The organism is Pseudomonas sp. RC4D1 (assembly GCF_018390395.1).
Taxonomy (GTDB): Bacteria; Pseudomonadota; Gammaproteobacteria; order Pseudomonadales; family Pseudomonadaceae; genus Aquipseudomonas; species Aquipseudomonas danubii.
Genome location: NZ_JAHBAW010000002.1, coordinates 1,181,317 through 1,206,064 on the forward strand (window position 1 = coordinate 1,181,317; position 24,748 = coordinate 1,206,064).

Here is a 24,748-nt window from a genome sequence, read left to right on the forward strand (position 1 = left end):
CATGGGCGCAAGCATTCTCACTGCGCGGAACCTTAGCAAAGTGGTTCCCAGCGCGGAAGGTGAACTGACCATCCTTCATGAACTCAGCCTGGAGCTGAACCAGGGCGACAGCCTGGCCATAGTCGGCGCCTCGGGTTCCGGAAAATCCACACTGCTCGGTTTGCTGGCAGGACTCGACCTGCCCAGCAGTGGTGAGGTCACCCTCGCCGGCCAGGCCTTGAGTCGCCTGGATGAAGATCAGCGAGCACGGGTCAGGGCCGAGCACGTTGGGTTCGTGTTTCAATCCTTCCAATTGCTCGACAGCCTCAACGCCCTGGAAAACGTCATGCTGCCCCTGGAACTGGATGGCCGCCGCGACGCCCGTGAGCGCGCCACCGAGCTGCTGCGACGGGTCGGCCTCGGCCAGCGCCTGAGCCACTCGCCTCGCCAGCTTTCCGGCGGTGAGCAACAACGAGTCGCCATCGCCCGGGCCTTTGCCGCCGAACCCGACGTGCTGTTTGCCGACGAACCTACCGGCAACCTCGACAGCCACACCGGTGAACGCATCAGCGACCTGCTGTTCGAACTCAACAAGGAGAGCGGCACGACTCTGGTGCTGGTGACCCATGATGAACGCCTGGCCCATCGTTGCCGGCGCCTGATCCGTCTTGAAGCGGGCTTGCTGGTCGCCCCTCTGGAGCCTTGATGGCACGTCTGCCGCTGTTGCGTCTGTTCAGCCTCGCCCTGCGCCAGCTGTTGCGCGATGCCCGCGCCGGGGAGTTACGGGTGCTGTTCTTTGCCTTGCTGGTGGCTGTGGCGGCGAGCACCGCCATTGGTTATTTCGGCGCCCGACTCAACGGAGCCATGCTGCTGCGGGCCACCGAGTTTCTCGGGGCTGATCTGCTTCTGGAGGGCAGCTCACCGGCACGCCCGGAACAGATCGACAGCGGGCAGGCATTGGGACTCGATCATGCGCGCATAGTCGAATTCTCCAGCGTTATCGCGACCGACACTGGCATCCAGCTGTCGAGTATCAAGGCAGTGGACAATGCCTACCCACTACGCGGCCAACTCAAGAGCGCGGCAGCGCCCTACGGCGTTGAAGAGCCCGGTGGCGGTCCAAAGGCCGGTGAAGCCTGGGTCGAATCACGCCTGCTGACCGCGCTGAATCTGAAGATCGGCGACAGCATCGATGTCGGCACGCACCCCCTGCGGCTGGCTCGGGTCCTGACCTATGAGCCCGACCGAGCCGGCAACTTCTATAGCCTGACGCCTCGAGTGCTGATCAGCCTGGACGATCTGCAAGCCACCGGCGTCGTCCAGCCGGGCAGCCGGGTCAGCTACAAGGAGCTCTGGCGCGGCCCGGCACCGGCCCTAGAGAGCTATCGCCAACTGATCAAGCCGGGGCTGGCGCCCAACCAGCGACTGCAGGATGCCCGCGATGGCAACCAGCAGATTGGCGGCGCCCTGGGCAAGGCCGAGCGTTACCTGAACATGGCCAGTCTGGTAGCCGTGTTGCTATCCGGGGTCGCCGTCGCCTTATCGGCTAATCGTTTCGCAACCCGGCGCTTCGATGCCAGCGCCTTGCTACGCTGCCTCGGTCTGTCGCGACGGGAAACCATGTTGCTGTTCAGCGTGCAATTGGGACTTCTGGGGCTCCTGGCCAGCATCAGCGGCGCACTGCTGGGGTGGTTGGCCCAACTTGGCCTGTTCTATCTGCTGCATGACCTGCTGCCCAGCGATGTGCCTCCAGGTGGCCTGCTCCCGGCCATTGCCGGCATTGGCACCGGGTTGGTGGCCCTGGCAGGGTTTGCCCTACCGCCCCTGGCTGCCTTGGGGCGGGTCCCGCCACTTCGCGTGTTACGTCGTGACCTGCTGCCAATTCCTTCCAGTACCTGGATGATCTACGGCGCCGCCCTGTTTGCCCTGGGCCTGATCATGTGGCGCCTGAGTCTGGATCTGATCCTGACCTTTGCACTGCTCGGCGGTGGGCTGATAGCGGCACTGGTACTGGGTGGGTTACTGCTTCTGGTGCTGCAAAGCCTGCGTCGTCTGCTGGCCCGCTCCTCCCTGCCCTGGCGCCTGGGACTGGGCCAGTTGCTGCGGCATCCCCTGGCGGCAGCCGGACAGTCCCTGGCCTTTGGTCTGATTCTGCTGTCCATGGCACTGATCGCCCTGCTGCGGGGCGAACTGCTCGATACCTGGCAGAACCAGTTGCCGAAAAATGCCCCCAATTACTTTGCACTGAATATCCTGCCCGCCGAAAAACAGGCTTTTAGCGAACGCCTGGTACAACTTTCGGCCCCTTCGGCGCCGCTGTATCCAGTGGTTCCCGGACGCCTGGTGAGCATCAACGGCGAGCCTGTAAGAGAGATAGTCAGCAAGGACTCCAGTGGCGACCGCGCGGTACAGCGCGACCTGAGCCTGACCTGGGCCGCCGACCTGCCGGCCGGCAACCGCATCACCGAAGGCAACTGGTGGTCAGCGCAGCCCGCCGACGCTGTGCCCGGCGTATCGGTGGAGGCCAAGGTTGCACAAAGCTTGAAACTGAAACTGGGCGACCAACTGACCTTCACGGTCGCGGGCGTTAATCGGGAAGCCCGGGTTACCAGCCTGCGCAGCATCAACTGGGACAACTTCCAACCGAACTTCTTCATGATCTTCCAGCCAGGCACCCTGAAAGATCTGCCTGCCACCTACCTGACCAGCTTTTATCTGAGCCCGGGACACGACCAGCAGGTCATCGAGCTATCCAGGGCCTTTCCAGCGGTGACTATTCTTCAAGTGGAGGCCTTGCTGGAGCAACTGCGCAGCATCCTGGCCCAGGTCACTCTGGCAGTGGAGTATGTATTGCTGTTTGTCCTGGCGGCCGGAATGGCAGTGCTGTTTTCCGGCCTGCAGGCCACGTTGGACGAGCGCATTCGCCAAGGCGCCCTATTACGCGCGCTCGGTGCCGAGAGGCGGTTGCTGGTCAAGGCTCGGCGGATCGAGTTCGGTCTTCTCGGCGCCGTCAGCGGCCTGCTGGCGGCCCTGGGTAGCGAACTGGTCAGCCTGGTGCTTTACCAGTTCGCCTTCGACCTACCCTGGCACCCACATCCCTGGCTGTTGCTGCTGCCGCTGATAGGCGCGCTGTTGGTGGGTGGGGCCGGGGTTTTCGGCACCCGCCGGGCATTGAACGCCAGCCCGTTGAGCGTCCTGCGCGAAGGGTGAAGAGCAACAGCTCGCCAGCACAGGCTGGTGAGCCTACTTCTCATAGTCGATCTGATTGATCCACCAGCAGGTTTCGCCAGCCGGCGTATGAACAATGGCCTCGTCGCCCACTTCCTTCTTCAGCAGCGCCCTGGCCATGGGCGAGTCGATGGAAATGTAGTCCTTGCGCAGATAGATCTCGTCGTATCCAACGATACGAAAGCGCTTGATCTCGGCAGCCTCGTTTTCCACTTCTACCCAGGCGCCAAAGAACACTCGCCCTTCCTGCTCTGGTGCGTAGGAAACCACCTTCATGTCTTCCAGACGCTTGCGTATGTAACGCACCCGGCGATCAATTTCCCGCAAGAGTTTTTTGTTGTACTGATAGTCCGCGTTCTCACTGCGGTCACCCAATGACGCGGCCCAAGTGACCTTCTGGGTAATATCCGGGCGCTTCTCCCGCCACAGATAATCCAACTCCTGCTTCAGAGCGTCGTAACCATCCTGTGTGATGAGCTTAGTACTCAATTGGCTTGTCACCTTCCAGCCTTGTACATGCTGTTCTGTTGTTTGAATGAGCTGATGCACTCGGCCCGTCATGGGAGGGTTGTTGCCCCCCCTCACCCAGCCAGGCAGCACTATCAGATTTGTCCGATTTAGATTTCAGAGAGGTCAGCCAATCATAGAGCCAAACAGCTGAGGCTTACGGCACAAGACACACCTTAAGTAACAGTGTTTGCACCCAGCCTGAGGCACAACTTGAAACCTACTTATCCAAAGCACCCGCCAATACTGACCAACACCTCTAAAAACAAAGGGAACGCACTAAATGGGCAACATCATTATCGTCGATGACCATCCTCTGATTCGACTGGCCATCAGGTCGGTGCTGGAACCCCACCATCACACCATCGTTGCCGAAGCCGACAACGGTGCGGACGCGGTGCAATTGGTGCGAAAGCACATGCCGGACCTGTTGATCCTCGACCTGGGTATTCCCAACCTGGACGGTTTTTCGGTCATCGCCCATATCAAGTCTGCGGACCTGCTTGTAAAAACCCTAGTCCTGACTTCCAGTGACTCGAAGAACTTCGCTCTACGATGCCTGCAAGCGGGAGCCGCGGGATTTCTGTGCAAGACTGAAAACCTTCACGAACTGGCCAATGCGGTTAAAGCCATTCTGTCCGGGTACAGCTACTTCCCGGAAGACACCATCAATATCCTGCAGCAAAACACCAATGCCGCCAGTCAGGAGAGCGTGTTGATCTCGCGCCTGACCGATCGCGAGATCACGGTGCTGAAGCTCCTGGCAAGCGGCCTCAACAACCAGCAGATTGCCGACGCTCTGTTGATCAGCCACAAGACCGTCAGTACCTACAAGGTTCGCTTACTCAAGCGCTTCAACATTTCCAACCTCGTGGCGCTGGCCGATCTGGCAAAACGTAACGCCGTAGTTTGAACATTAACCCGTTGTCGCTTGACTCATGACCAGCAGTAACTGCAACCGGGACTATCCCAATCAGTGCTTGTTAGGTGGGGTCACAATCTGAATACGGCGCAGTTCAGCAACAAACTGTACAGCGCCGCCGAAACCTCTATGCAACTAGCGGCGAATGATCAGGCCTTGGCGAGCGACGCGGGTCAGTTGCTTGATGACTTCAGCAGCATCCGCTGCACTGGGGGCCGGAATGACCGCCAGATCAAAGCTATCGCTGGCAAAACGTGCCAGAGACTCGCCCTCTTCAACAAACTGAATCAAAAAGGCCGCCGGGCCCGGGGAACGCCGTGGCCAGCCGTCGAGGTAACGCAACAAGGTGGGTTGATGTTTGCCGCCAAGAAGGATTTTCGGGTTGCGCTGGGAAAGACTCGCCGTGATCGGCGCAAGACGTACAAGGGGGCGTGGTGCATTCATCGTATTGTGTCTCTGCCTCAAGTTTCTGCCGGGCAGGTGAGAGGCAACACCGAACCAGCGCTTTAGCGGTATTTCGAAGCCAGAATATAGCTTCTAACAGTGGTCTTTCGACTCACTTGGCGCCCCGCAAGTAGCTGTTTAAATCGGCGCATGAGCAGCATCCTAGAGAAGCCAGCAGGTCAGTGTCAAGATTTCCCAACAACGAAAAAGGCCTGCATTGGCAGGCCTTGGAAATTTTCCTGGCAGTTGATCCAGAGCCGCCGAAGACCAACTTGACGGATGAATCGAGCTCGTCAAATCACTTGGTTATTGCTGCATCCACAGACAACTTGCCAGCACCTTCGAACAGGACCGCGACAGTACCGCCCAGCAGAGCCAGGGCGAACTCATAGCCGTTATTGGCCATGAACAAACCATTGCCGATATGCACCGAGAAGATCGCCACCAGCAAGGTAAAGGACAAGCCCAGAGCTGCCGGACGCGCCAGCAAGCCAATGACCAGCGCCAAACCAGCGAAGAACTCGGTACCACCTGCCAACAATGCCATCAGATACCCAGGAGCCAGACCAATGCTCTCCATCCACTGAGCCGTTCCCGCCAAACCGCCTCCCCCGAACCAGCCGAAGAGTTTCTGCGAACCGTGGGCCGCAAAGATGATGCCGACGAAGATCCGCAAAACGCTCAAGCCGTAACCGGCGCGAGTACTCAGTAGGTTTTTGATCAATGTGCTCATGCTCTGTAGTCCTGTGTATGGTGGGGAAGTTGGTCGCCATATTAATCAATTTTTATCATGCTAAAAGCGCAAAAAACCCAAGATAAAAATCAGTTTTTTCGATTATTTGCGAGACGCAACTTTTTGCTCCTGAGGCTCCAGAGAGCCTCGCTCGCGGTCAAAGGCCAGATAGTATTTATTGACGCTATTAACATAGCTGACCGCGCCCATGCCCACCTGCTCCATGGCAATACGCTCAACCTGGAAAAACCATTGATTGGGATTCAGTCCACGGCGCCGGGCCTCGCTGCGCATTCCTTGTACCCGTTCCGGGCCCATGTTGTAGGCCGCCAGGACGAACGCCATGCGCTCGCGTTCGTTAAGCTTGGGGCTGGAGAAGAACTTGCGGCGGATCATCGCCAGGTACTTGGCACCGGCCTGAACATTGTTGTCCAGAGACTGGATATTGTTGACCCCGACCCTTTGCGCCGCCGAAGGCGTGATCTGCATCAGCCCGGTTGGACCGCTGCCGCTCCTGGCGCTGGGCTGCAAGGCCGACTCCTTGAAAGCCAGGGCCGCCAGATTCAGCCAGTCCATACCCTGCTCCCCCGCATGCTTCTGCAACACCGGCCGCAGTTTTTCCAGGCGCTGACGATCGGCCCGAGCCAGGGGGTAATGCACCTGGTACTGGCGACGATAGATGCGCAAGAAGGCTACATCCTGGTCCGCCGGAGTCTTATAGGTCTTGAGGAAACGATCGATACTTGCCCGCAACATCGAGGCATCGCGCCGGACAAACCAGTGCTCCTCTCCCGGCTCACTGATCTTCAATTGCCTGTCAAAACGCAACTTGGGCAGGATCTTGCTCCAACGCTCGGCAATCGGCTGCTCGACAATGGTCAGGTGGAAGATCCCGCCCTGGACCATTTCCAGCACATCTTCCACCGCCAGACTGGGGTCCACCCACTCGACCTTGATCGGCGCCAGCTTGTGCAACGCAAGTTTCTGATTGATCTGACTCACCGCATCCCCTGCGGCGCTACCAGTGGTCAGGGTCAGGGTCTTGCCGGACAGCTGTTCGATACGCGTATAACGACGCTCGCCCTTGATCCCCACCAGCAGTAAGGGAACATTGCTGACGATCGGATCGCTGGAGCTGACCGCATGCCCTGGCTGAGCCTCCAACAACTCACCGGGAGCCACCAGATCCCCTTCTCCTCGCTGCAAGGCGCCAAGCAGTTGATCCTTGGCTTTGGGAATGATCTTGAGGCTGATTTCCTGACCGTCACGGGCATGGCCGTTGAGATACTGCTCGAACGAGCGCAAACGATGGTACTCGACGCCAATGGCCTGGCCCTGGACTTCACCGGAACTATTGCGGCTCTGGTTGACCAGTACCCGCAGAACCCGACTGCTGCGGATCTCCGCCAGGTCGCGGACCTTTCCCGCAGCCTGGGTTTCCGACGGCCCCGCCAAGCGCGCCATGGCCGGCAATGGCAGTAACAACGTCAGGCACAGCGCGAGCAATATCGAGGGTCGGGTCATCCGTTCTCCGCAAAGAATACTGTTCAACCCTTCGTCGTTTTTTGAAGAATTGATCGACAGAAACAGAGCGCCATGAGCACTGGCAAGGTGCGAAAGACAAGCGCAATGACAGTAACAAGCCTGAGCATTACGTTCTTCCGGCAGCAAAAGACAGCGTTAACTCGTTGTAGTTCTTGGTTTTTCTTATAAATCTACAGCTCTGATATGCTTTCCGGCCGCAGGCGGAGATAGCACCATGCAACTCATCGATATCGGCGTCAACCTGACCAATCCCTGTTTTGCCGAAAAACACCAAGCCGTTCTCGATCGTGCTTATGAGGCTGGGATCTGCCAATTGGTCCTGACCGGAACCAGCGTCGAAGGTAGCGAACAGGCCCTGGAACTGTGCCAGCAACTGGACAGCAACGGGCAGCGACTGTTCGCCACCGCGGGCCTGCACCCTCACTCTGCCAGTGACTGGAATGCCGACAGCTCGCGGCGTTTGCGCGCATTGCTCAGCGAACCACGGGTACGTGCAGTGGGCGAATGCGGACTGGACTTCAATCGCGACTTCTCCCCCCGCCCACAACAGGAAAAAGTCCTGGAGGAACACTTGGCGCTGGCGGTCGAGCTGCAACTGCCGGTGTTCCTCCACGAGCGCGACGCCAATCAGCGTCTGCTGGATATCCTGCGGGACTTTCGTGACCGTTTGCCAGCAGCCGTGGTGCATTGCTTCACCGGTGAACAACGGGCGCTGTTCAGTTACCTTGATCTTGACCTGCACATCGGCATTACCGGCTGGATCTGCGACGAACGCCGGGGCACCCACCTGCACCCACTGGTACGCAACATTCCCCGCGGGCGTCTGATGCTGGAAAGCGATGCTCCCTATCTGCTGCCGCGCAGCCTGCGACCAAAACCGAAGAACGGCCGTAACGAACCGGCCTATCTGACCGAGGTCTTGAGGGAAGTGGCACTGCACCGGGAAGAGACCCCGAAAGACCTGGCCAACCACAGCACCGCCTGCTCCAGAGCTTTCTTCCGCTTGCCAGAGATTGCTTGACTCATATCAAGATTTTTCCGAGATCATGACGGCACAATAATGGCACCTTGCCAATACTGTTCCGCTCAATCAGAGAAAACCTTCTATGGGTGCCTGGCTTAGCAATATCTCGTTGAAATACAAATTCTGGGCGGTCAATGCGGTCGCCTTTGTCACCACCTTGCTATTGGTGCTGTACGCCGTGCAACTGGAGCAGCAGGCACGTAGCCAGACCGCCCAGGCCGCCGCCCATAGCCAGGCCCTGCTGCTCAATGCCTGGCCTGCAGGACAGCCCCTGCCCACCGATGAACACCTACTGACTTTCTCCCAGGGACAGACGCCCAGTTTCAACGACCAGGCGTTGCCCGAGCTGAACGGCGCCAACGGCTGGATCGAGATCAACCACATGCCGCTGTTCGGTACCAACCCGTTGCTGGGCGCCGAAGTCGTCCATCGCGCCGACGGCCAGCAGGTCGCAGTCCTGGCCCACGCTCCAAGCCTGGCCCAAGTCTTCAGTGACCGCTTCACCAACTATGCGGCGGCCGTATTCATCCTGATGTTCGCCATGCTCTGCGCCTCGCAGTTGCTGATTCGCTTTCTCCTCAGCCAACTCAATACCCTCAAGGACGTCATGCTGCATGTTGAGAAGACCGGCGATCTGTCTGCCCGCGTACCGCTCTCCTGTAAGGACGAGGTGGGCCAGATGGCCAGCGCGTTCAACGCCATGCAGGCCGGCTACCAACGGGTGGTGAATACCGTGGCCAATACCGCTCGCCAATTGGATCAGGGCGCCGCGCGCCTAGCTTCAAGCATGAATGATGTACGCCACGGCATGCTCGGCCAGCAGAGCGAAACCGATCAGGCCGCCACCGCCATCAACGAAATGTCCGCCACCGTCTACCACATTGCCCAGCATGCAGGTGCCACTCGTGACCTGTCGCAAACTGCCGACACCCTGGCCGGCACTGGCCATGAAGTGGTCGGCCGAGTGCAGAAATCCATCGCTGGGCTGTCCAGTGGCGTGCAACAAACTGCCGAGATGATTCAGAAACTTGCCGAGGACAGCCAGAAAATCAACGGCGTGGTCAACGTCATCCACAGCATCGCCGAGCAAACTAACCTGCTGGCGCTCAACGCCGCCATTGAGGCCGCACGGGCCGGCGAAATGGGTCGCGGCTTTGCCGTGGTGGCAGATGAAGTACGCAACCTGGCCAAACGCGTACAGGCCTCGACCGACGAAATCACCGGCATGGTGTCCGCCCTGCAAGCCGGTACCCGCGATGCGGTGGACTTCATGCAGGAAAGCTCGTTCAAAGCCGACGACTGCGTGCAGCAGGCACAGGAAGCCGGGGCGGCACTGGCGGAAATCACCGGCGCAGTGGCACAGATGCGCGAAAGCAACACTCAGATCGCCGTCGCCGCGGAACAGCAGAGCCAGGTGGCCGAAGAAATGAATAGAGCGGTGGTCAGCATTCGCGATGTGACCGAAAACACCGTGCAGCAGACCGTTGCTTCCGCCACGACCAGCAGTGAACTGGCGACCCTGGCCGGCGAATTGAGCAAGGCCATCGGCCAGTTGAAGCTCTGATCCGCCAGCATGAGCCGCTACCCAGTAGCAGCCAACTGCCCTCACCCCACTGGCTATCGAACCGATAGCCAGCCTTGATTCGCCGCCAAACCGACTGCGCCCTATTCTTGGTCCATGAGTTTTCAAGCACTAAGGATGATCATCATGGGCAAACGTCACCCCAACCTCCCCGCCTGGCAATGGCGCGTCTACCCGCACAGCCACCAGCATCCGACCAACCTGGTTTTGCACCTGATCGCCGTCCCGCTGTTCATTGTCGGTTTTCTGCTGATTGCTTCGGGAGTGTTCTCCCTGAGTTTCCTGAGCCTGGCCATTGGCGTGCTCGGAGTGCTGGCTGCCCTCGGTTTGCAGCGTCACGGCCATAGCCTGGAGGCACAAGCCGGCGAACCATTCAGCGATCGCAAAGATGCAGTGCAACGCCTGCTAATGGAGCAGTTCGTGACCTTTCCACGCTTTGTCCTCAGCGGTGCCTGGTGGCGTGCCTGGCGGCAACGCCACCGTCACTGACGGATCAGGCGAAGATGGTTACCGTCTGCCGACTCAGGGCAATCAGTTGCCCCTCAGGACTCCACAACGCGGCGGCAGCGTGCCCGTAGCCATCGCGGGCATGCTCGATTTCCACCCGGTACTTGCACCAGTCCAGGGTGCTGATTGACAACAACGGCTGGACGAATTCGATGGTCCAGGTCAGGGTGCTGCCCGCCGCAGGCTTGTTCAAATGCGGCAACAGGGCCGGCGGCCAGGCATCCACCAGCGCCAGGATATGCGCCTCGGTCACAGGCTCCTCTTTGACATCCCCCCGCAGGCGCACCCAGCCCCCCATGTCCCGGGAACGGTTGCCAGTGAAGGGCATGCCGCCGATGCTCCAACGCATTGCCAAATGACGCATGAATTCCGGCGTCACGCCCTTGATGTAGGGCAGTTCCTGGCACTCCTCCCAATGCTTCATCTCGGGGGCCGGAAGGGCGCCGACACTGACCACAGACTCGCGGGAAGCGCCAAAGCTGCCCTGCACCAGGGTCACCACTTGGCCGTCCTGCATGACGCGTCCCAGCACCTGGCTGACAGCCTTGCCTTCGCGCAGCACATCCACTTCAAAGCTGACAGGCACATCCGGTGACACTGGCCCGACAAAGGTGACCGCCAAGGAACGTACCGGCCGGTCCAGCGGGACCTTGGCCCGCATCGCTTCGTACTGCAAGGCAACCACCAGGCCACCAAAGCTGGCACGCCCCTGAGCCCACTCGGCCGGAATGGTCAACGCCTGGGGCTGGCCGCGTACGGCCTCAAGCAAATCGTAAAAACGCATGAAAACCTCAAGGGGCAAAAAATAGACTCAAGGATCTTAACCAGCGTCGCAGAGCCGCACAGCCACTATTCTGGCCAAAGCAGCGGACAGATAAGCCGCACAACGGTAGTCAGTTCCTGAAGCAATCGCCATGAAGCTTGTCCAGTACCTGGTCGGCGCGGGCCTGGGACTTGTGCATGGTTTTACGCCAGGTGGCGACACAGGGCAGCAAGTCCATCTGCTGTTCGGCCTGGGCCAGCCATTGCCAGCAATCATGCCAATCCCCCAATGCCCCTTGGGCTGCCTTGAGGCGTTTCATGGCTTGGGGTGGCAAACGATCCAGTTCGGGGTATGCATCGGCGGCGTAACGCACACGCTTGATCAACAGTCGCAGGCGATGCCGGTCGTGGGCGGGATCACGCAACGCCTCACCCAGGGCTTTCCACTGCTTGGACAAGCGTTTTTCAATCTTTCCTCGTAAACCACGCAGCAGCCCCTGACGCTCGGAGGCCCGGAGAAACCGCGGAAACGCATCCAGTACCAGAAACAACTGCGCCAACGGCGGCCCGGCGGCGATCGCCGAATACTCCCCTTGCAACTGAGCGGTACGACGCTCGGCGGCAGCATGCAGGCCATGCTGATACAGATAAGCGGCCAACACTTCGCGGTCACGAATCGGCGTCGTCAGTTGTCCAACCTCACTAGCTGCAGCCTCCAACTGCTCGACACCAGGCAAACCGCGCAATGGACGCAACAAGCTGCGCAAGCGGCGCACAGTGATACGCAAGTCATGCAGTGCCTCGGCATCAGTGGCGGCAGCCAGTCGCGCCTGACAAGCCAGCAAGCTCACTTCCAGGCTCAGGATCTGAACCACCAATCGATCAACCAAGGCAGACATCAGGCTTTCCCCAATACGGCTCACAAGCCCTACATGGGCTTATCCGACTCAAGAATGACACCCCAGGCCCAAGAACGGCGTTGCGCCATATCATTGGGGTCCAGGGTGGAGATTCACCGCTTCAGCGTAGCGGCTGGCGCGGCTCAGCGCCCGGCGCGGGACTCACGAATATAGAAGCGCGCCTTCTCGGCTTTCTTGGTGCACCCTTCAAAGGCTTCGAATTGCTGCTGAGTCTTGGCCCCGGTCAGCAACGACAAGGCCTTGGAATAACTCACAGTGCCGGCGAAACCTTCAGCCTTGGCCAGGTCCAGCTCGTGCCAGGCGGCGTCCAGCTGAGTGCCACAGCTGTCGCGGTAGGCGGTCTTGCCTGCGCAACCGGTCAGTACCAATGCCATCAGGGGCAAGCAGATCCAGGCTTTCATCAATGACACCTCAAGAAAAGAAAACAGTCGTACAGGTTAAGACGATGGCAGCGTAAAAAAGTGCCTGACGCAACCCTTGGAAAATATAGCCGCAGGAGCATAGCCGCGCGGCCCGAGCCCCCCAAGGAAAAAACACCGGACAGGTCCGGCCTTACATCAGCAATTGAACCCCAGGCCGCTATGGGTGCATTGTTGCAACCTGTTTGGCGAAGGGACGAATCATGAACAAACGTGTCGCATTGGTACTCGGCTCGGGAGGCGCTCGCGGGTACGCCCATATCGGGGTCATCGAGGAGATCGAAAGACGCGGGTATGACATCGCCTGCATCGCCGGTTGCTCCATGGGCGCCGTGGTGGGCGGCATCTATGCCGCAGGCAAGCTCGCCGAGTATCGGGAGTGGATCGAAAGCCTGGATTACCTTGATGTACTGCGCCTGGTGGACGTGAGTTTCCGCCTGGGGGCGATTCGCGGCGAGAAAGTCTTCGGCCAGATCCGCAAGATCGTCGGTGAAGTGAATATCGAAGAGCTGCGCATTCCCTACACCGCGGTAGCCACTGACCTGACCAATCAACAGGAAATCTGGTTCCAGGAAGGCTGTCTGCATCAAGCCATGCGCGCTTCCGCAGCCATCCCCAGCCTGTTCACCCCGGTGATGCAGGGTAACCGCATGCTGGTGGACGGCGGTCTGCTCAACCCACTGCCGATCGTGCCAGTGGTCTCCAGCCATTGCGACCTGATCATCGCGGTCAACCTCAATTCCACCAACCAGCGCCATTATCAGTTACCGGTGATCCAGCGCCCCCCGGCGTTCAAAAGCCGCTTTGACAGCCTGATCAACTCCCTGGGCTCGCACCTGCCGTTCCGGCGTAAACAGGCCGAACAACTATTGCTGCTGGAACAGGAGGCCTTCAAGAGCCAAGCCGCCGAGATCAATCCCTGGGTCGAAGGTGCCGAACCGGAATCCCAGCAACCGGCCGCTGCGCCAGAAACCGACGGCGCGCCCAAGTCTGCCAGCGGTTCGTTCATCATCGACAACGTCGGTCCGGCCTCGCTACTGGACCTGGTGAACCAGAGCTTCGAGGTCATGCAGACGTCCCTGGCCCAATACAAGATCGCCGGCTATCCACCGGACATATTGATCAACGTGCCCAAGCGCGTATGCCGGTTCTTCGAGTTCTACAAGGCCCCGGAACTGATCGCCCTGGGTCGGGAAATCGCCAGCGATACCCTGGACCGCTACGAACAGGAGCAGTAGCAAGCGACATTCCGGGCCCCTAAAGCTCAGGGCTCGCCCCCCAAGAGACGGTAGCCAACCCCCGCCTCGGTGACGATGAACCGTGGTTGGGTCGGATCATCCGCCAGTTTCTGGCGTAAATGCCCGACCACGATCCGCAGGTAATGACTGTCCTCGGTGTGGGTCGGCCCCCAGATGTCCTTGAGCAGCTGCTGCTGGGTGATCACCCGACCGGGGTGTCGTGCCAGTTGCGCCAGCACAGCGTACTCCTTGCGCGTCAGGGCCACTTCCTGGCCATCGAGCAGTACCCGACGGTAGGCCAGGTCCACCGTCAGCGGCCCAACTTGCAACGCCGCTTCCTGCAACTCCCCCACCGGCGCCTGGCGCAACAGGGCGCGGATGCGTGCCAGGAACTCCTGGATGCCGAAAGGCTTGGTCACGTAATCGTTGGCGCCACCGTCCAGGGCTTCGACCTTCTGCACCTCGCTGGCACGCACCGAAAGCACCAGCACGGGCACCGTCGACCACTCGCGAAACTCGCGCAGTACCTGCTGGCCATCCATGTCCGGCAGCCCCAGGTCGAGCACCAGCAGATCCGGCTTGTTCAGTGCCGCCTGGGCCAGGCCCTCGGTACCGGTACCGGCTTCAATCACTTTGTATCCTTGGGACGCCAAGCTGATGCGCAGGAACTTGCGGATCTGCGGCTCGTCGTCGATGACCAGGATGGTCGCGGTCTGGCTCATGGGTTCAATTCAAGACAAATAAGAGGCAAAAGAGTAGCGCAAGGCTGCTCCGGTAATCCCGGTAGCGCTTGCGTTGCGAGGTATGAGTGCGTTCTACAGGTATTCACAGATCCTGCTCAAGCTCCGGCTGGGTTTGCAATGGCAAGTGCAAAGTGATGCAGGTGCCATGGCCGTCAATGCCATCGGCGACACTGATATGCCCGCCGTGGGCACCAACCATGCCCTGGCAAATCGCCAGGCCCAGCCCCGTTCCCTGCCCTCCCCGATCGCCACGGGCAGCGGTATAGAACATGTCGAAGATCTTCGCCCGCTCCTCTTCGGGAATCCCCGGGCCCTCATCGCTGACGGCAAAGCTCAATTCATGCTCATCGGCACTGACCTTGAGTTGCAGGCGACCCTGGTTTGGCGAAAAGCGTGCGGCGTTCTCCAGGACATTGACCAGTGCCTGCTCGATCAGGGCGGCATGCACATGGAGCAACGGCAGGTCCGCTGGCAATTCGGTGCTCACCTGCAGCGGCGCCAGCACCGCACGCAGGCGGTTCAGGGCGCTGCCGACTATGTCCCCCGGCGCGACCCAGTCGCGAGCCAGTTTCAACGCACCATGGCCGAGCCGGGTCATGTCCAAGAGGTTCTGGATGTAGCGATCCAGGCGCTCGGCCTCATCCCGCGTGCCTTCCAGGAGTTCACGCCGGTCTTCCAGGGGAATCGCCTCCCCCAGCGCCAACAGGCTGTCGATGCTGCCGCGCATCGAAGTCAGCGGTGTGCGCAGATCGTGGGAAACCGAGGCCAGCAAGGCACTGCGTAACTGTTCGGTTTCACCGCGCAGTCGCGCCGCCTCCAAATCCTCCGCCAAACGCGCCCGAGCCAGCGCCTGGGCCAGGGGCTGGCTGAGGGCGGTGAGCAGGCGACGACGCTGGCCACTGAACTCTTCGCCTTCCCTGGGACAGACACCCAACAAACCCAAGGGGCCGTCATCCACCGACAATGGCCACCACCACCAGCGCCCGAAGGGCAAGGTCCCGGTCCCCAGCCCCGCAGGCTGATCGTGCTGCCAGGCCCAATCGGCCGCCGCACGCTCAGCCTCGGAGAACTGCGGCGAGCCACCGGTTTCGACTTTCCAGCCCCCCTGCCCGTCGCGATTGAGCAGGCAGATACGCAACTCATCACGCCCATGCAGGTGCTGGGCTGCAGCACTGATCACCGCTTGCCGGTCAGTGGCAGCGGTGAGCTTGCGCGACAGGTCCAACAGTTCACCGGTTTCCTCCTGGGTCTCGCGCAGGGCCTGCAACTGCCGCCGCTGGCGCGCCGCCAGGTTGCCGGTGAGCGCAGCCATGAGCAGGAAAAACAGCAGAGTCAGCACATCCTCTTCACGCTGGATGGCAAAAGAGAAACTCGGTGGGATAAACAGAAAGTCATAGCTCAAGAACGACAGCGCCGCGCAGGCCAGGGCCGGCCCCAGGCTGCTGCGCACGGCCACCAGCAACACTGCGGCAAGAAACACCAGGGAAATGTTCGGCAACGGCAGCACACTGGCCACCCCCCAGGCCAGGGCACTGGCCAACACGGTCGCCAACAGCGCCAGGGCATAGTCGAACCACAACAGCGAATGCTTGGCTCGCAAACCCGGCTGATGGGGTTGTGGCTCGCTGTCCAGGACGTTGATTTCCAGGCCGTCGGCATTACGCAAGAGGCGCGCCGCCAGGCCACCACCAAACCAGCGCCGACGCCAGCGGCGGCTGGATTGCCCCACCAGCAACAGACTGGCGCGGCGTTCGCTGGCGTGCTGGATCAGGGTCTTGGCCACCTCGCCAGCCCGCAGCAGGACCACCTCCCCGCCCAGGCGCTCAGCCAATTGCTGCGCCGCCTGCAAGCGCAGGCGCGACTGCTCGTCCCGCAGCCGGCCGTTGTCCACATGCACCAGGCTCCAGGGCAAATGCCGACGCTGGGCCACACGACTGGCATGGCGTACCAGACGCTCGGCCTGGGCATCGCCATCAATGCCCACCAGCAAACGCCCACGCACCGCCGGAGCCGCCTGCCCCAACTGGCGATAGCCCAGGGCCAGGTCGTTATCCACCTGGGCCGCAGCAGTCTGCATCGCCAACTCCCGCAGCGCGGTGAGGTTGGTCTGGGTGAAAAAGGCATCGATGGCCGCCCGCGCCTGCTCCGGTACATAGACCTTGCCGTCCCGCAGCCGCTCCAGGAGCTCCCGCGGCGGCAGGTCCACCAGCAGCAATTCATAGGCCTCCTGCAGCACCCAGTCGGGCAGCGTCTCGCGGACCTGGACCCCAGTGATGCCGCGCACCTGATCGTTGAGGCTCTCCAGGTGCTGGACGTTGACCGTGGTGAACACGTCGATACCCGCCGCCAGCAGCTCCTGGATATCCTGCCAACGCTTGGCATGCCGGCTGCCCGGCGCATTGCTGTGGGCCAGTTCGTCCACCAGCACCAGCTTGGGCCGGGCCTTCAACAGGCCATCCAGATCCATCTCTTCGAGCACCACCCCACGGTATTCCGAGCGCACCAGGGGCTGCTGCGGCAAGCCGCTCAGCAGCGCTTCGGTCTCGGCACGACCGTGGGTTTCCACTACCCCGGCAAGCACCTTGACCCCTTGGCGCATTTGCGTGTGGGCGGCCTGAAGCATGGCGTAGGTCTTGCCGACGCCGGGAGCGGCGCCAAGAAAGACCTTGAGCCGGCCGCGGCCATCCCGGGGCAGATCAGCTAGCAGCGCGTCGGCGCGGCCGGAATCACTCATGGGTTATCTCTCTGCAACAAAACAATCAGTTCAATCCGCACTCTAGACGCTGCCACCCGCACGAACGGCAGCGGTTACAGATTCTCCAGGGCCTGGTTCAGGGCCAGTACATTGACCACCGGCGGCCCCACCAGCGGCCGCTCGATATGTGCCTGCACCAGCGCCTGTAGCTTAGCCGCCGGCAGATTGCGCGCTGCCGCGACCCGCGCTAGTTGATAGTCAATCGCCTCGGGTGGCAAGTGCGGATCAAGGCCGCTGCCGGAGGTGGTGAGCAAGGCCAGCGGCACCGGCCCTTGACCTGGCACCTGGAGCTTTTGGGCATCGTCGATCACCCGCGTGGCCAGGGCCGGGTTGCTCGGCGCCAAGTTGCTGGCACCACTGGACACCGTGGCAAAGGCTCCTGCCGATGGGCGTGGATGAAACCAGGCATCACCGACAAAATCCTGGGCAATCAGGGCCGAACCACGCACCTTGCCCTGGGCATCACGCACCAGGCTGCCATTGGCCTGATCCGGGAACGCCACCTGGGCCACACCGGTCACCACCAATGGATAGGCCACGCCAGTAATCAGACTCATCAACACAATCAGGCTCAAGGCCGGACGCAATACGCTAGTCATTTCTCAATCCTCGATTCATTCAATGCCGCAGGCGAGTTACACCAGGTGCAAGGCGGTCAGCAGCATGTCGATCAGCTTGATCCCGACAAAGGGCACCACGATCCCACCCACACCGTAGATAAGCAGGTTGCGCCGCAGCAGGTGGGCGGCACTGGCGGCCTGGACCCTGACCCCGCGCAACGCCAGAGGGATCAGCACCACGATGATCAGGGCGTTGAATACGATCGCCGAGAGAATCGCGCTCTGCGGGCTGGTCAGGTGCATGATGTTGAGCACGCCCAGCTGTGGATAAATCGCTGCGAACAGCGCCGGCAGAATGGCGAAGTACTTGGCGACATCGTTGGCGATGGAAAAGGTGGTCAGGGCGCCCCGGGTCACCAGCAGCTCCTTGCCGATCTGCACCACGTCCAGCAGCTTGGTCGGATCACTGTCCAGGTCGACCATGTTGGCCGCCTCGCGGGCCGCCTGAGTGCCGTCGTTCATCGCCATGCCGACATCGGCTTGGGCCAGTGCCGGGGCGTCGTTGGCACCGTCGCCGCACATCGCCACCAGGCGTCCGTCGTTCTGCTCGTGACGGATGCGCGCCAGTTTCTTCTCCGGCGTGGCTTCGGCCAGTACGTCGTCGACCCCGGCTTCAGCGGCGATGGCGGCAGCGGTCAGCGGGTTGTCGCCGGTCACCATGACAGTGCGAATCCCCAGCTTGCGCAACTCGGCGAAACGCTCGCGGATACCCGGCTTGACCACATCCTTGAGGTGAATGGCCCCAAGCATCCGGCCTTCGCCGCACACCAGCAGTGGAGTACCACCGCTCTGGGCGATTTTGTCGATTTCCCGGGACAGAGCCGGCGCCAGGTCGCTGCGCTTGAGGCCGACAAAGTTCAGCACCGAATCCACCGCCCCCTTGCGATAGATCCGGCCCTGGTAATCGACGCCGGACAGGCGGGTTTCCGCACTGAATGGCACGGCGGTCAAGACTTCAGGAGCCGGTTCAGGTTGTGGATAAAGCTCGCGCAAGTACTCGACGATGGATTTGCCTTCAGCAGTGTCATCCGCCAGGGAAGCCAGCAATGCCGCTTCGGCCAGTTCTCGTGCGTTCACGCCGGGAGCCGGATGAATGGCGCTGCAACGACGGTTGCCGAAGGTGATGGTGCCGGTCTTGTCCAGCAACAACACATGCACATCCCCCGCGGCCTCCACCGCACGCCCGGATTTGGCGATCACATTGAGGCGTACCAGACGATCCATCCCGGCAATGCCGATGGCCGACAGCAGGCCGCCGATGGTGGTGGGAATCAGGGTGACCAATAACGCCACCAGGAACACCAGCGGCAGGCTGCCATTGGCAAAGTGGGCGAAGGGCTGCAGGGTCACCACCACCAGCAGGAAGATCAGGGTCAGGCCGATCAGCAGGATATCCAGGGCCACTTCGTTGGGCGTCTTCTGCCGCTTGGCACCTTCCACCAGGGCGATCATGCGATCCAGGGTCGACTCGCCGGGATTGCTGGTGATGCGCACCAGCAGCCAGTCGGAAACCAGCCGGGTGTTGCCGGTCACCGCTGAGCGATCGCCACCGGACTCGCGGATCACTGGCGCCGACTCACCGGTAATCGCCGCCTCGTTGACCGCGGCAATGCCCTCGATCACCTCGCCGTCCCCCGGGATCATTTCCCCGGCTTCAACCCGCACCACATCGCCTTTGCGCAGGTTGATCGCCGGCACCACCTGATAGGTGCCCTCGCTGGTGCGACGGCGAGCACTCAAGCCTTCGCTGCCGGCCTTGAGGCTGTCGGCCCGGGCCTTGCCACGGCCCTCTGCCAGGGCTTCGGCAAAGTTGGCGAAAAGCACGGTGAACCACAGCCAGAGGGCTATCTGTGCCGCGACGAACGTCGATACCGAGGTATCCGGCACGAAACACAGCACAGTGGTCAGGATTGCCGTCAACTCCACCACCAACATCACCGGCGAACGTTGCAACTGGCGAGGGTCGAGCTTGACGAAGGCCTGAATCAGCGCCGGGCGCCACAGAGCAGAGATCGCGGTACTCGAAGATTCGGCCTGGGTACGCTTGGCCTTGGCGGCCGAGTCAACAGCCTTGTTCGAGGCAGGAACATGCATATTCATCATCAGGTCCTCAGAAGCCCATGCTCAAGTGTTCAGCGATTGGGCCCAACGCCAGGGTCGGCAGGAAGGTCAGGCCGCCCACCAGCAAAATGGTCACGGTCAACAAGGCCACGAACAACGGGCCGTGAGTGGGAAAGCTGTTCTGGCCGATGGGGGCGGGCTTCTTCAGCCCCAGGCTGCCAGCCAGGGCCAGCACCGGCAGGATGTAGCCGAAACGTCCAATCAGCATGCCCAGGCCCAGCATCAGGTTATGGAAGGGGGTGTTGGCACTGAAGCCACCAAAGGCCGAGCCGTTGTTGGCGCTGGCTGAGGTGTAGGCATACAGCAACTGGCTGAAACCGTGAGGCCCTGGATTGCTGATGGCTCCGGCCGGGCCAGGCAGGCTGGCGGCCAGGGCACCGAGGACGAGGACGCCAATGGGCATGACCATCAGGGTCACTACCAGCAATTGCACTTCCTTGGCCTGAAGCTTCTTGCCCAGGTATTCCGGGGTGCGACCGATCATCAACCCGGCAAGAAATACCGCGATCAGTACGTTCAACAGCATGCCGTAGAGACCCGCGCCGACACCGCCGAAGATCACTTCCCCCACCATCATGTTGATCAGCGCCACCATGCCGCTCAGAGGATTCAGGCTGTCATGCATGCCGTTCACCGAGCCATTGGACGCGGCCGTGGTGGTCACCGACCAGAGCACCGTGGCAGTGGTGCCGAAGCGCGCTTCCTTGCCTTCCAGAGGTGCCGCCTGCTCCACCGCAGCATTCTGCAACGCCGGATTGGGCTGGTACTCCGCCCACAACGAGGTGGCGCCGCCAATCAGGAACAGGGCAAACATGCAGGCAATGATCGCGCGGCTCTGGCGCAGATCCTTGACGTAGTGGCCGAAAGTGAATACCAGGGCCACGGGAATCAGGATGATCGACACCAACTCGAACAGGTTGCTCCAGGCACTGGGATTCTCGAACGGGTGAGCCGAGTTGACACCGAAGAAGCCACCACCATTGGTGCCCAACTGTTTGATGGCGATCTGGCTCGCCGCCGGGCCCAGGGGAATCACCTGGTCGTTACCTTGCAAGGTAAGGGCATCCACGTAGTGGGCAAAGGTCTGGGGCACGCCCTGCCAGACCAGGAACAACGCCAGCAACAGACTCAGCGGCAGCAAGCCATAGAGAGTCGCGCGGGTCATGTCGACCCAGAAGTTGCCCAGGGTGCGCACCGAACGCCGGCCAATGCCGCGGCACAAGGCAACCAGCACCGTCAGCCCGGTAGCAGCGCTGACGAAGTTCTGCACGGTCAGGCCGACCATCTGGCTGAGGTAGCTCAGGGAGGCCTCACCACTGTAGGACTGCCAGTTGGTATTGGTCATGAAACTGACGGCGGTGTTGAACGCCTGGGTCCATTCCTGTCCCGGAAGATTCTGCGGGTTGAGTGGCAGATACCCCTGGAACAGCAGGATGGCAAACAGCAGGACAAAACCCGCTAGGTTGAAGGCCAGCAAGGCCAGGGTGTATTTCTGCCAACTCTGCTCGTCTTGTGGATCGACCCCGGAAATCCGGTAGCACGCACGCTCCACCGGCCCCAGCACCGGGGTCAGCCAGGTGCGCTGGCCTTCCATGACCTTGTAGTAGAAACGTCCCAGCCAGGGCGCGGGCAGCAGCACCAGGGCAAAGAAGGCGAGGAGCAGCCAATAGTCATAACTGTGCATAACCGCAGCTCCTAGTTCCGATCCGCGCGCAGCAGCGCAACCAGTAGATAAACGAACAGGCCCACTGCCAGTAGCAATGACACCGCGTCCAGAATGTTCATGGAATGTCTCCGAGGTACGGCGATTGCCGCGAATGCAGCCATTGTCCGCAGGGTGCCTGTAAAGGAACGAGATCGACGGGGTGGGAGGCCCATAAAGAAAGCGTAAAGACTGGCTTTATGCGGCGTTTATCTGGGCAGTTGGAAGACGACAGCGGCTGCCCCCATGCTCCTCTGCCCCAATCGAAGGCACCGGGATGCACCAGACTGATATCGATCGACGATAAAAACCTGGAAAACATCCTCGATACGACCGCTTTCCTGGCTTTACGACGGTCGCCACGAGACTGGCATGGGCGCTGCACAGGCCAGTCCCGAGCACTTCCAACCGTTCAGGGAGCAACCGATGAACACACAACTCAAGCCCACTCTGGGCACGCTGCATTTATGGGGTATCGCGGTCGGTCTGGTGATTTCCGGGGAATACTTCGGCTGGAGCTATGGCTGGGGCGTGGCCGGAACCCTTGGTTTCCTCGTGACCTCTTTACTGGTCGCCACCATGTATACCTGCTTTATATTCAGTTTCACCGAGCTGACCACGGCCATTCCCCATGCAGGAGGCCCCTTTGCCTACAGCCGGCGCGCCTTTGGTGAGAAAGGCGGCTTGATTGCCGGGTTGGCCACTTTGATCGAATTCGTCTTTGCGCCACCGGCGATTGCCCTGGCCATTGGCGCCTACCTGAATGTGCAGTTTCCGGCGTTGGACCCCAAGCATGCCGCCGTGGGGGCCTACCTCGTCTTCATGGGCCTGAACATCCTCGGGGTAAAACTGGCGGCTACCTTCGAACTGGTGGTGTGCGTACTGGCGGTGGCAGAGCTACTGGTATTCATGGGCGTGGTAGCACCGGCCTTCAGCTTCAGCAATTTCGCCCTCAATGGCTGGGCCGGAGCCGACACCTTCGGTGCCCCGGCAATTGCCGGAATGTTCGCCGCCATCCCCTTCGCCATCTGGTTCTTCCTGGCCATCGAGGGTGCGGCCATGGCCGCCGAAGAAGCCAAGGACCCCAAACGCACCATTCCCAAGGCCTACATCAGCGGCATTCTGACCCTGGTACTGCTGGCCATGGGGGTGATGTTCTTCGCTGGCGGAGTGGGTGACTGGCGCACCCTGGCCAATATCAACGACCCGTTGCCCCAGGCGATGAAAGCCGTGGTGGGCGACAGTTCCGGCTGGCTGCACATGCTGGTGTGGATCGGCCTGTTTGGGCTCGTGGCCAGCTTCCACGGGATCATCCTCGGCTATTCGCGGCAGTTCTTTGCCCTCGCCCGCGCTGGCTATCTGCCAGCATCCCTGGCCAGGCTGTCACGCTTCCAGACGCCACACCGGGCGATCATCGCCGGCGGCCTGATCGGTATCGCCGCGATCTACAGCGATGGCCTGATCAACCTGGGCGGCATGACCCTGACCGCCGCAATGATCACCATGGCGGTATTCGGCGCCATCGTGATGTACATCATGAGCATGCTCAGCCTGTTCAAACTGCGCCGGACCGAACCGGACCTGCCACGCAGCTTCCGCGCCCCGGGCTACCCGCTGGTACCCGCCATCGCACTGGTACTGGCGCTGGTGTGCCTGGTGGCCATGGCCTGGTTCAACGCGCTGATTGGCCTGATCTTCCTCGGCTTCATGGTGCTGGGTTTCATTTACTTTCAGCTCACCGCACAACTGCGGGCCGATGCCCCGGCGGATGCCATGCTCACCGGTTTGTAAGCATCGGGCACTACTGGCCAGAACAATCAGGCATACAATGGAACCAGTGCGAAACGCTTTAACTCAAAGCATTACAGGCAGTCCCGAGGGCGAACCTTCGTCCTCGGGAAACTGCCGTTCAAGGAGAGCCCTATGCCCTGGTATGCCTGGTTGATTCTGGTGGTTGCTATCGGTTCGATCGTCGGCGGCTTGATGATGCTGCGCGACACCGCCCACAAGGTGGAACTGACTGATGAGCAACGTAAACGCGTAGCCGAACGCAACGCGGAAATGGATGCCAAAGAAGCGCAGGATCGTTAATCCCGTCAGCCCCTTCGTCCTGCATTGAAGGGACTGCTCAAGGCCCTACTTTTCCCATTCGGCCTTGGCGATGTGCAAACCGTGCAGACCTTTGTAGGCCGCCCGCTCCGGCTGGCTCCAGCCTTCAAGCAGTGACTCTTCGAGACGATAGATCTCCACTCCCAATGGCCGGCAAACGCTCAAGGGGTCCTGAGCCTCGGGGCCCCACATCGGCAAGGACAGATCGCCCCCCGGGCAGGTCGACAGTGCACACAGCAGGTCGATTTCGGCAAAAAACTCCAGATAGTCGCCCTTTTGCGCCGGACAGGCCTTCATGAAATACATGTCGTCATGATTAAGGCCGGTGCACTGAAAGATATTCAATACGTCATGCACGTCGAATTCGGTGAGGCCATGGGGCAGAACCGCCCGTGTCAGATTGGAGTGACAGTGATGATGAAAATCCTCGCCTGTGAGCATTCGGTTCACATAGGGATCGCACCGGGTACCCAATAAATCGTGCAGGCGCCCGCCATGCTCGTCGATACCATAATTCGCCAGGCTGTCATCGGTGATCGTGACCAGCGGCCGCAAGAAAGGCAGGTTCGACCAGAGCCGGTCATGGGTGCTGACATGGGCTCCCTGCAACTGCCGGGTACGTGCGGCCCATAGGCGTTCTCGCGGGTCATTGGCATTCCAGACGTTGAAGTCCCCCACTTGCGGGCCTACCGGCGTGGTCACTCGAAACACATGACCGGCAGGCACCTTCCAGGCCCGGCCCGTACGAATCGGCACCTCGAACTGCTCGATCAGCGTACGTTGTGCCCGGTTATCACGGATACGTTCATAAAAGGTTGTATCCACCTGCAGCGCCGAGCCTTTACTGACCTGATAAGCCGCTGGATAGTCTTTGTACATGGGTATCGC

At 60.8% G+C, this 24,748-nt stretch carries 23 protein-coding genes; 9 read left to right on the top strand and 14 right to left on the bottom strand.

Translation table 11 applies throughout. The annotated features are described in order from the left end of the window. Nucleotide 1: 1 nt before the first annotated feature. Both KHO49_RS20930 and KHO49_RS20935 read left to right on the top strand, forming a co-directional pair. Nucleotides 2–685, top strand: coding sequence for an ABC transporter ATP-binding protein (locus KHO49_RS20930; RefSeq protein ID WP_102860886.1), 684 nt, complete (start codon nt 2–4; stop codon nt 683–685). Then, nucleotides 685–3,189, top strand: a complete 2,505-nt coding sequence (locus KHO49_RS20935) for an ABC transporter permease (RefSeq protein WP_213665773.1) — start codon at nt 685–687, stop codon at nt 3,187–3,189. Before KHO49_RS20930 ends, KHO49_RS20935 begins: the two co-directional genes overlap by 1 nt. Before the next feature lie 33 nt (nt 3,190–3,222). Here KHO49_RS20935 and greB read toward each other — a convergent pair whose 3' ends face one another. After that, nucleotides 3,223–3,696, bottom strand: a complete 474-nt coding sequence (gene greB / locus KHO49_RS20940; RefSeq protein ID WP_102860884.1) for a transcription elongation factor GreB — start codon at nt 3,694–3,696, stop codon at nt 3,223–3,225. Nucleotides 3,697–3,997: 301 nt separating this feature from the next. Between greB and KHO49_RS20945 the strand changes: the two genes are divergently transcribed. Then, entirely contained in the window at nt 3,998–4,627 is a 630-nt protein-coding gene (locus KHO49_RS20945; protein ID WP_102860883.1) for a response regulator transcription factor, read from the top strand. Between the two features lie 144 nt (nt 4,628–4,771). On the opposite strand, the gene KHO49_RS20950 is transcribed toward KHO49_RS20945, so the two are convergent. The 3 genes from KHO49_RS20950 to KHO49_RS20960 all read right to left on the bottom strand — a co-directional run bounded on the left by KHO49_RS20950 (nt 4,772) and on the right by KHO49_RS20960 (nt 7,337). After that, nucleotides 4,772–5,080, bottom strand: a complete 309-nt coding sequence (locus KHO49_RS20950) for a hypothetical protein (protein ID WP_102860882.1) — start codon at nt 5,078–5,080, stop codon at nt 4,772–4,774. A gap of 298 nt (nt 5,081–5,378) precedes the next feature. Beyond that, nucleotides 5,379–5,813, bottom strand: coding sequence for a DoxX family protein (locus KHO49_RS20955; protein WP_102860881.1), 435 nt, complete (start codon nt 5,811–5,813; stop codon nt 5,379–5,381). 102 nt (nt 5,814–5,915) lie between these two features. Continuing rightward, a complete protein-coding gene (locus tag KHO49_RS20960) occupies nt 5,916–7,337 on the bottom strand; it encodes an MltF family protein (RefSeq protein WP_213665774.1) in 1,422 nt (473 codons plus the stop codon). A gap of 235 nt (nt 7,338–7,572) precedes the next feature. On the opposite strand from KHO49_RS20960, the gene KHO49_RS20965 reads away from it, so the two are divergent. The 3 genes from KHO49_RS20965 (at nt 7,573) to KHO49_RS20975 (ending at nt 10,453) form a co-directional block, all read left to right on the top strand. Further along, nucleotides 7,573–8,379 (top strand): TatD family hydrolase, encoded by an 807-nt coding sequence (locus KHO49_RS20965; RefSeq protein ID WP_213665775.1) that lies wholly within the window; start codon nt 7,573–7,575, stop codon nt 8,377–8,379. 85 nt (nt 8,380–8,464) lie between these two features. Continuing rightward, nucleotides 8,465–9,946, top strand: a complete 1,482-nt coding sequence (locus KHO49_RS20970) for a methyl-accepting chemotaxis protein (RefSeq protein WP_102880451.1) — start codon at nt 8,465–8,467, stop codon at nt 9,944–9,946. A gap of 144 nt (nt 9,947–10,090) precedes the next feature. Beyond that, nucleotides 10,091–10,453: a terminase gene (locus tag KHO49_RS20975; RefSeq protein ID WP_102861005.1), complete on the top strand. Its 363-nt coding sequence runs from the start codon at nt 10,091–10,093 to the stop codon at nt 10,451–10,453. A gap of 4 nt (nt 10,454–10,457) precedes the next feature. Here KHO49_RS20975 and KHO49_RS20980 read toward each other — a convergent pair whose 3' ends face one another. From KHO49_RS20980 to KHO49_RS20990, 3 genes are all read right to left on the bottom strand, one after another. Continuing rightward, the gene (locus KHO49_RS20980) at nt 10,458–11,255 is read right to left on the bottom strand and encodes an acyl-CoA thioesterase (protein ID WP_110653122.1); all 798 of its coding nucleotides are present in this window, start codon (nt 11,253–11,255) and stop codon (nt 10,458–10,460) included. Nucleotides 11,256–11,364: 109 nt separating this feature from the next. Continuing rightward, a complete protein-coding gene (locus KHO49_RS20985) occupies nt 11,365–12,132 on the bottom strand; it encodes a CHAD domain-containing protein (RefSeq protein ID WP_110653170.1) in 768 nt (255 codons plus the stop codon). Nucleotides 12,133–12,275: 143 nt separating this feature from the next. Next, a complete protein-coding gene (locus KHO49_RS20990) occupies nt 12,276–12,554 on the bottom strand; it encodes a hypothetical protein (RefSeq protein ID WP_213665776.1) in 279 nt (92 codons plus the stop codon). A 221-nt stretch (nt 12,555–12,775) separates the two neighbouring features. Between KHO49_RS20990 and KHO49_RS20995 the strand changes: the two genes are divergently transcribed. Then, entirely contained in the window at nt 12,776–13,810 is a 1,035-nt protein-coding gene (locus KHO49_RS20995; RefSeq protein WP_102880454.1) for a patatin-like phospholipase family protein, read from the top strand. A 26-nt stretch (nt 13,811–13,836) separates the two neighbouring features. Here KHO49_RS20995 and KHO49_RS21000 read toward each other — a convergent pair whose 3' ends face one another. The 6 genes from KHO49_RS21000 to kdpF all read right to left on the bottom strand — a co-directional run bounded on the left by KHO49_RS21000 (nt 13,837) and on the right by kdpF (nt 21,834). Beyond that, on the bottom strand, nt 13,837–14,532 hold the full coding sequence (locus KHO49_RS21000; RefSeq protein ID WP_213665777.1) for a response regulator: 696 nt from the start codon (nt 14,530–14,532) through the stop codon (nt 13,837–13,839). A 103-nt stretch (nt 14,533–14,635) separates the two neighbouring features. Beyond that, the gene (locus KHO49_RS21005) at nt 14,636–17,287 is read right to left on the bottom strand and encodes a DUF4118 domain-containing protein (RefSeq protein ID WP_102880455.1); all 2,652 of its coding nucleotides are present in this window, start codon (nt 17,285–17,287) and stop codon (nt 14,636–14,638) included. Nucleotides 17,288–17,361: 74 nt separating this feature from the next. After that, nucleotides 17,362–17,907 carry a potassium-transporting ATPase subunit KdpC gene (gene kdpC / locus KHO49_RS21010; RefSeq protein WP_102880456.1) on the bottom strand — a complete coding sequence of 182 codons (546 nt, stop codon included), beginning with the start codon at nt 17,905–17,907 and terminating at the stop codon, nt 17,362–17,364. A gap of 36 nt (nt 17,908–17,943) precedes the next feature. Further along, nucleotides 17,944–20,028 (bottom strand): potassium-transporting ATPase subunit KdpB, encoded by a 2,085-nt coding sequence (gene kdpB / locus KHO49_RS21015; RefSeq protein WP_102880457.1) that lies wholly within the window; start codon nt 20,026–20,028, stop codon nt 17,944–17,946. Nucleotides 20,029–20,038: 10 nt separating this feature from the next. Continuing rightward, nucleotides 20,039–21,733, bottom strand: coding sequence for a potassium-transporting ATPase subunit KdpA (gene kdpA / locus KHO49_RS21020; protein ID WP_102880458.1), 1,695 nt, complete (start codon nt 21,731–21,733; stop codon nt 20,039–20,041). An 11-nt stretch (nt 21,734–21,744) separates the two neighbouring features. Then, a complete protein-coding gene (gene kdpF, locus KHO49_RS21025) occupies nt 21,745–21,834 on the bottom strand; it encodes a K(+)-transporting ATPase subunit F (protein ID WP_016964080.1) in 90 nt (29 codons plus the stop codon). A gap of 343 nt (nt 21,835–22,177) precedes the next feature. Between kdpF and eat the strand changes: the two genes are divergently transcribed. Together eat and KHO49_RS21035 are read left to right on the top strand one after the other, a co-directional pair. Then, the gene (gene eat / locus KHO49_RS21030; protein ID WP_102880459.1) at nt 22,178–23,542 is read left to right on the top strand and encodes an ethanolamine permease; all 1,365 of its coding nucleotides are present in this window, start codon (nt 22,178–22,180) and stop codon (nt 23,540–23,542) included. A gap of 132 nt (nt 23,543–23,674) precedes the next feature. Further along, a complete protein-coding gene (locus KHO49_RS21035) occupies nt 23,675–23,842 on the top strand; it encodes a DUF2897 family protein (RefSeq protein WP_020796133.1) in 168 nt (55 codons plus the stop codon). 45 nt (nt 23,843–23,887) lie between these two features. Here KHO49_RS21035 and KHO49_RS21040 read toward each other — a convergent pair whose 3' ends face one another. Beyond that, complete coding sequence (locus KHO49_RS21040) at nt 23,888–24,739, bottom strand: urea carboxylase-associated family protein (RefSeq protein WP_102880460.1); 852 nt, start codon at nt 24,737–24,739, stop codon at nt 23,888–23,890. Nucleotides 24,740–24,748 lie beyond the last annotated feature (9 nt).

Excerpts from the sequence above, each read along its gene's own strand:
- KHO49_RS20930 (WP_102860886.1), top strand. The coding sequence starts at position 2 with ATGGGCGCAAGCATTCTCACTGCGCGGAACCTTAGCAAAGTGGTTCCC.
- KHO49_RS20935 (WP_213665773.1), top strand. The coding sequence starts at position 685 with ATGGCACGTCTGCCGCTGTTGCGTCTGTTCAGCCTCGCCCTGCGCCAG.
- KHO49_RS20945 (WP_102860883.1), top strand. The coding sequence starts at position 3,998 with ATGGGCAACATCATTATCGTCGATGACCATCCTCTGATTCGACTGGCC.
- KHO49_RS20950 (WP_102860882.1), bottom strand. The coding sequence starts at position 5,080 with ATGAATGCACCACGCCCCCTTGTACGTCTTGCGCCGATCACGGCGAGT.
- KHO49_RS20955 (WP_102860881.1), bottom strand. The coding sequence starts at position 5,813 with ATGAGCACATTGATCAAAAACCTACTGAGTACTCGCGCCGGTTACGGC.
- KHO49_RS20960 (WP_213665774.1), bottom strand. The coding sequence starts at position 7,337 with ATGACCCGACCCTCGATATTGCTCGCGCTGTGCCTGACGTTGTTACTG.
- KHO49_RS20965 (WP_213665775.1), top strand. The coding sequence starts at position 7,573 with ATGCAACTCATCGATATCGGCGTCAACCTGACCAATCCCTGTTTTGCC.
- KHO49_RS20970 (WP_102880451.1), top strand. The coding sequence starts at position 8,465 with ATGGGTGCCTGGCTTAGCAATATCTCGTTGAAATACAAATTCTGGGCG.
- KHO49_RS20975 (WP_102861005.1), top strand. The coding sequence starts at position 10,091 with ATGGGCAAACGTCACCCCAACCTCCCCGCCTGGCAATGGCGCGTCTAC.
- KHO49_RS20980 (WP_110653122.1), bottom strand. The coding sequence starts at position 11,255 with ATGCGTTTTTACGATTTGCTTGAGGCCGTACGCGGCCAGCCCCAGGCG.
- KHO49_RS20985 (WP_110653170.1), bottom strand. The coding sequence starts at position 12,132 with ATGTCTGCCTTGGTTGATCGATTGGTGGTTCAGATCCTGAGCCTGGAA.
- KHO49_RS20990 (WP_213665776.1), bottom strand. The coding sequence starts at position 12,554 with ATGAAAGCCTGGATCTGCTTGCCCCTGATGGCATTGGTACTGACCGGT.
- KHO49_RS20995 (WP_102880454.1), top strand. The coding sequence starts at position 12,776 with ATGAACAAACGTGTCGCATTGGTACTCGGCTCGGGAGGCGCTCGCGGG.
- KHO49_RS21000 (WP_213665777.1), bottom strand. The coding sequence starts at position 14,532 with ATGAGCCAGACCGCGACCATCCTGGTCATCGACGACGAGCCGCAGATC.
- KHO49_RS21005 (WP_102880455.1), bottom strand. The coding sequence starts at position 17,287 with ATGAGTGATTCCGGCCGCGCCGACGCGCTGCTAGCTGATCTGCCCCGG.
- kdpC (WP_102880456.1), bottom strand. The coding sequence starts at position 17,907 with ATGACTAGCGTATTGCGTCCGGCCTTGAGCCTGATTGTGTTGATGAGT.
- kdpB (WP_102880457.1), bottom strand. The coding sequence starts at position 20,028 with ATGAATATGCATGTTCCTGCCTCGAACAAGGCTGTTGACTCGGCCGCC.
- kdpA (WP_102880458.1), bottom strand. The coding sequence starts at position 21,733 with ATGCACAGTTATGACTATTGGCTGCTCCTCGCCTTCTTTGCCCTGGTG.
- kdpF (WP_016964080.1), bottom strand. The coding sequence starts at position 21,834 with ATGAACATTCTGGACGCGGTGTCATTGCTACTGGCAGTGGGCCTGTTC.
- eat (WP_102880459.1), top strand. The coding sequence starts at position 22,178 with ATGAACACACAACTCAAGCCCACTCTGGGCACGCTGCATTTATGGGGT.
- KHO49_RS21035 (WP_020796133.1), top strand. The coding sequence starts at position 23,675 with ATGCCCTGGTATGCCTGGTTGATTCTGGTGGTTGCTATCGGTTCGATC.
- KHO49_RS21040 (WP_102880460.1), bottom strand. The coding sequence starts at position 24,739 with ATGTACAAAGACTATCCAGCGGCTTATCAGGTCAGTAAAGGCTCGGCG.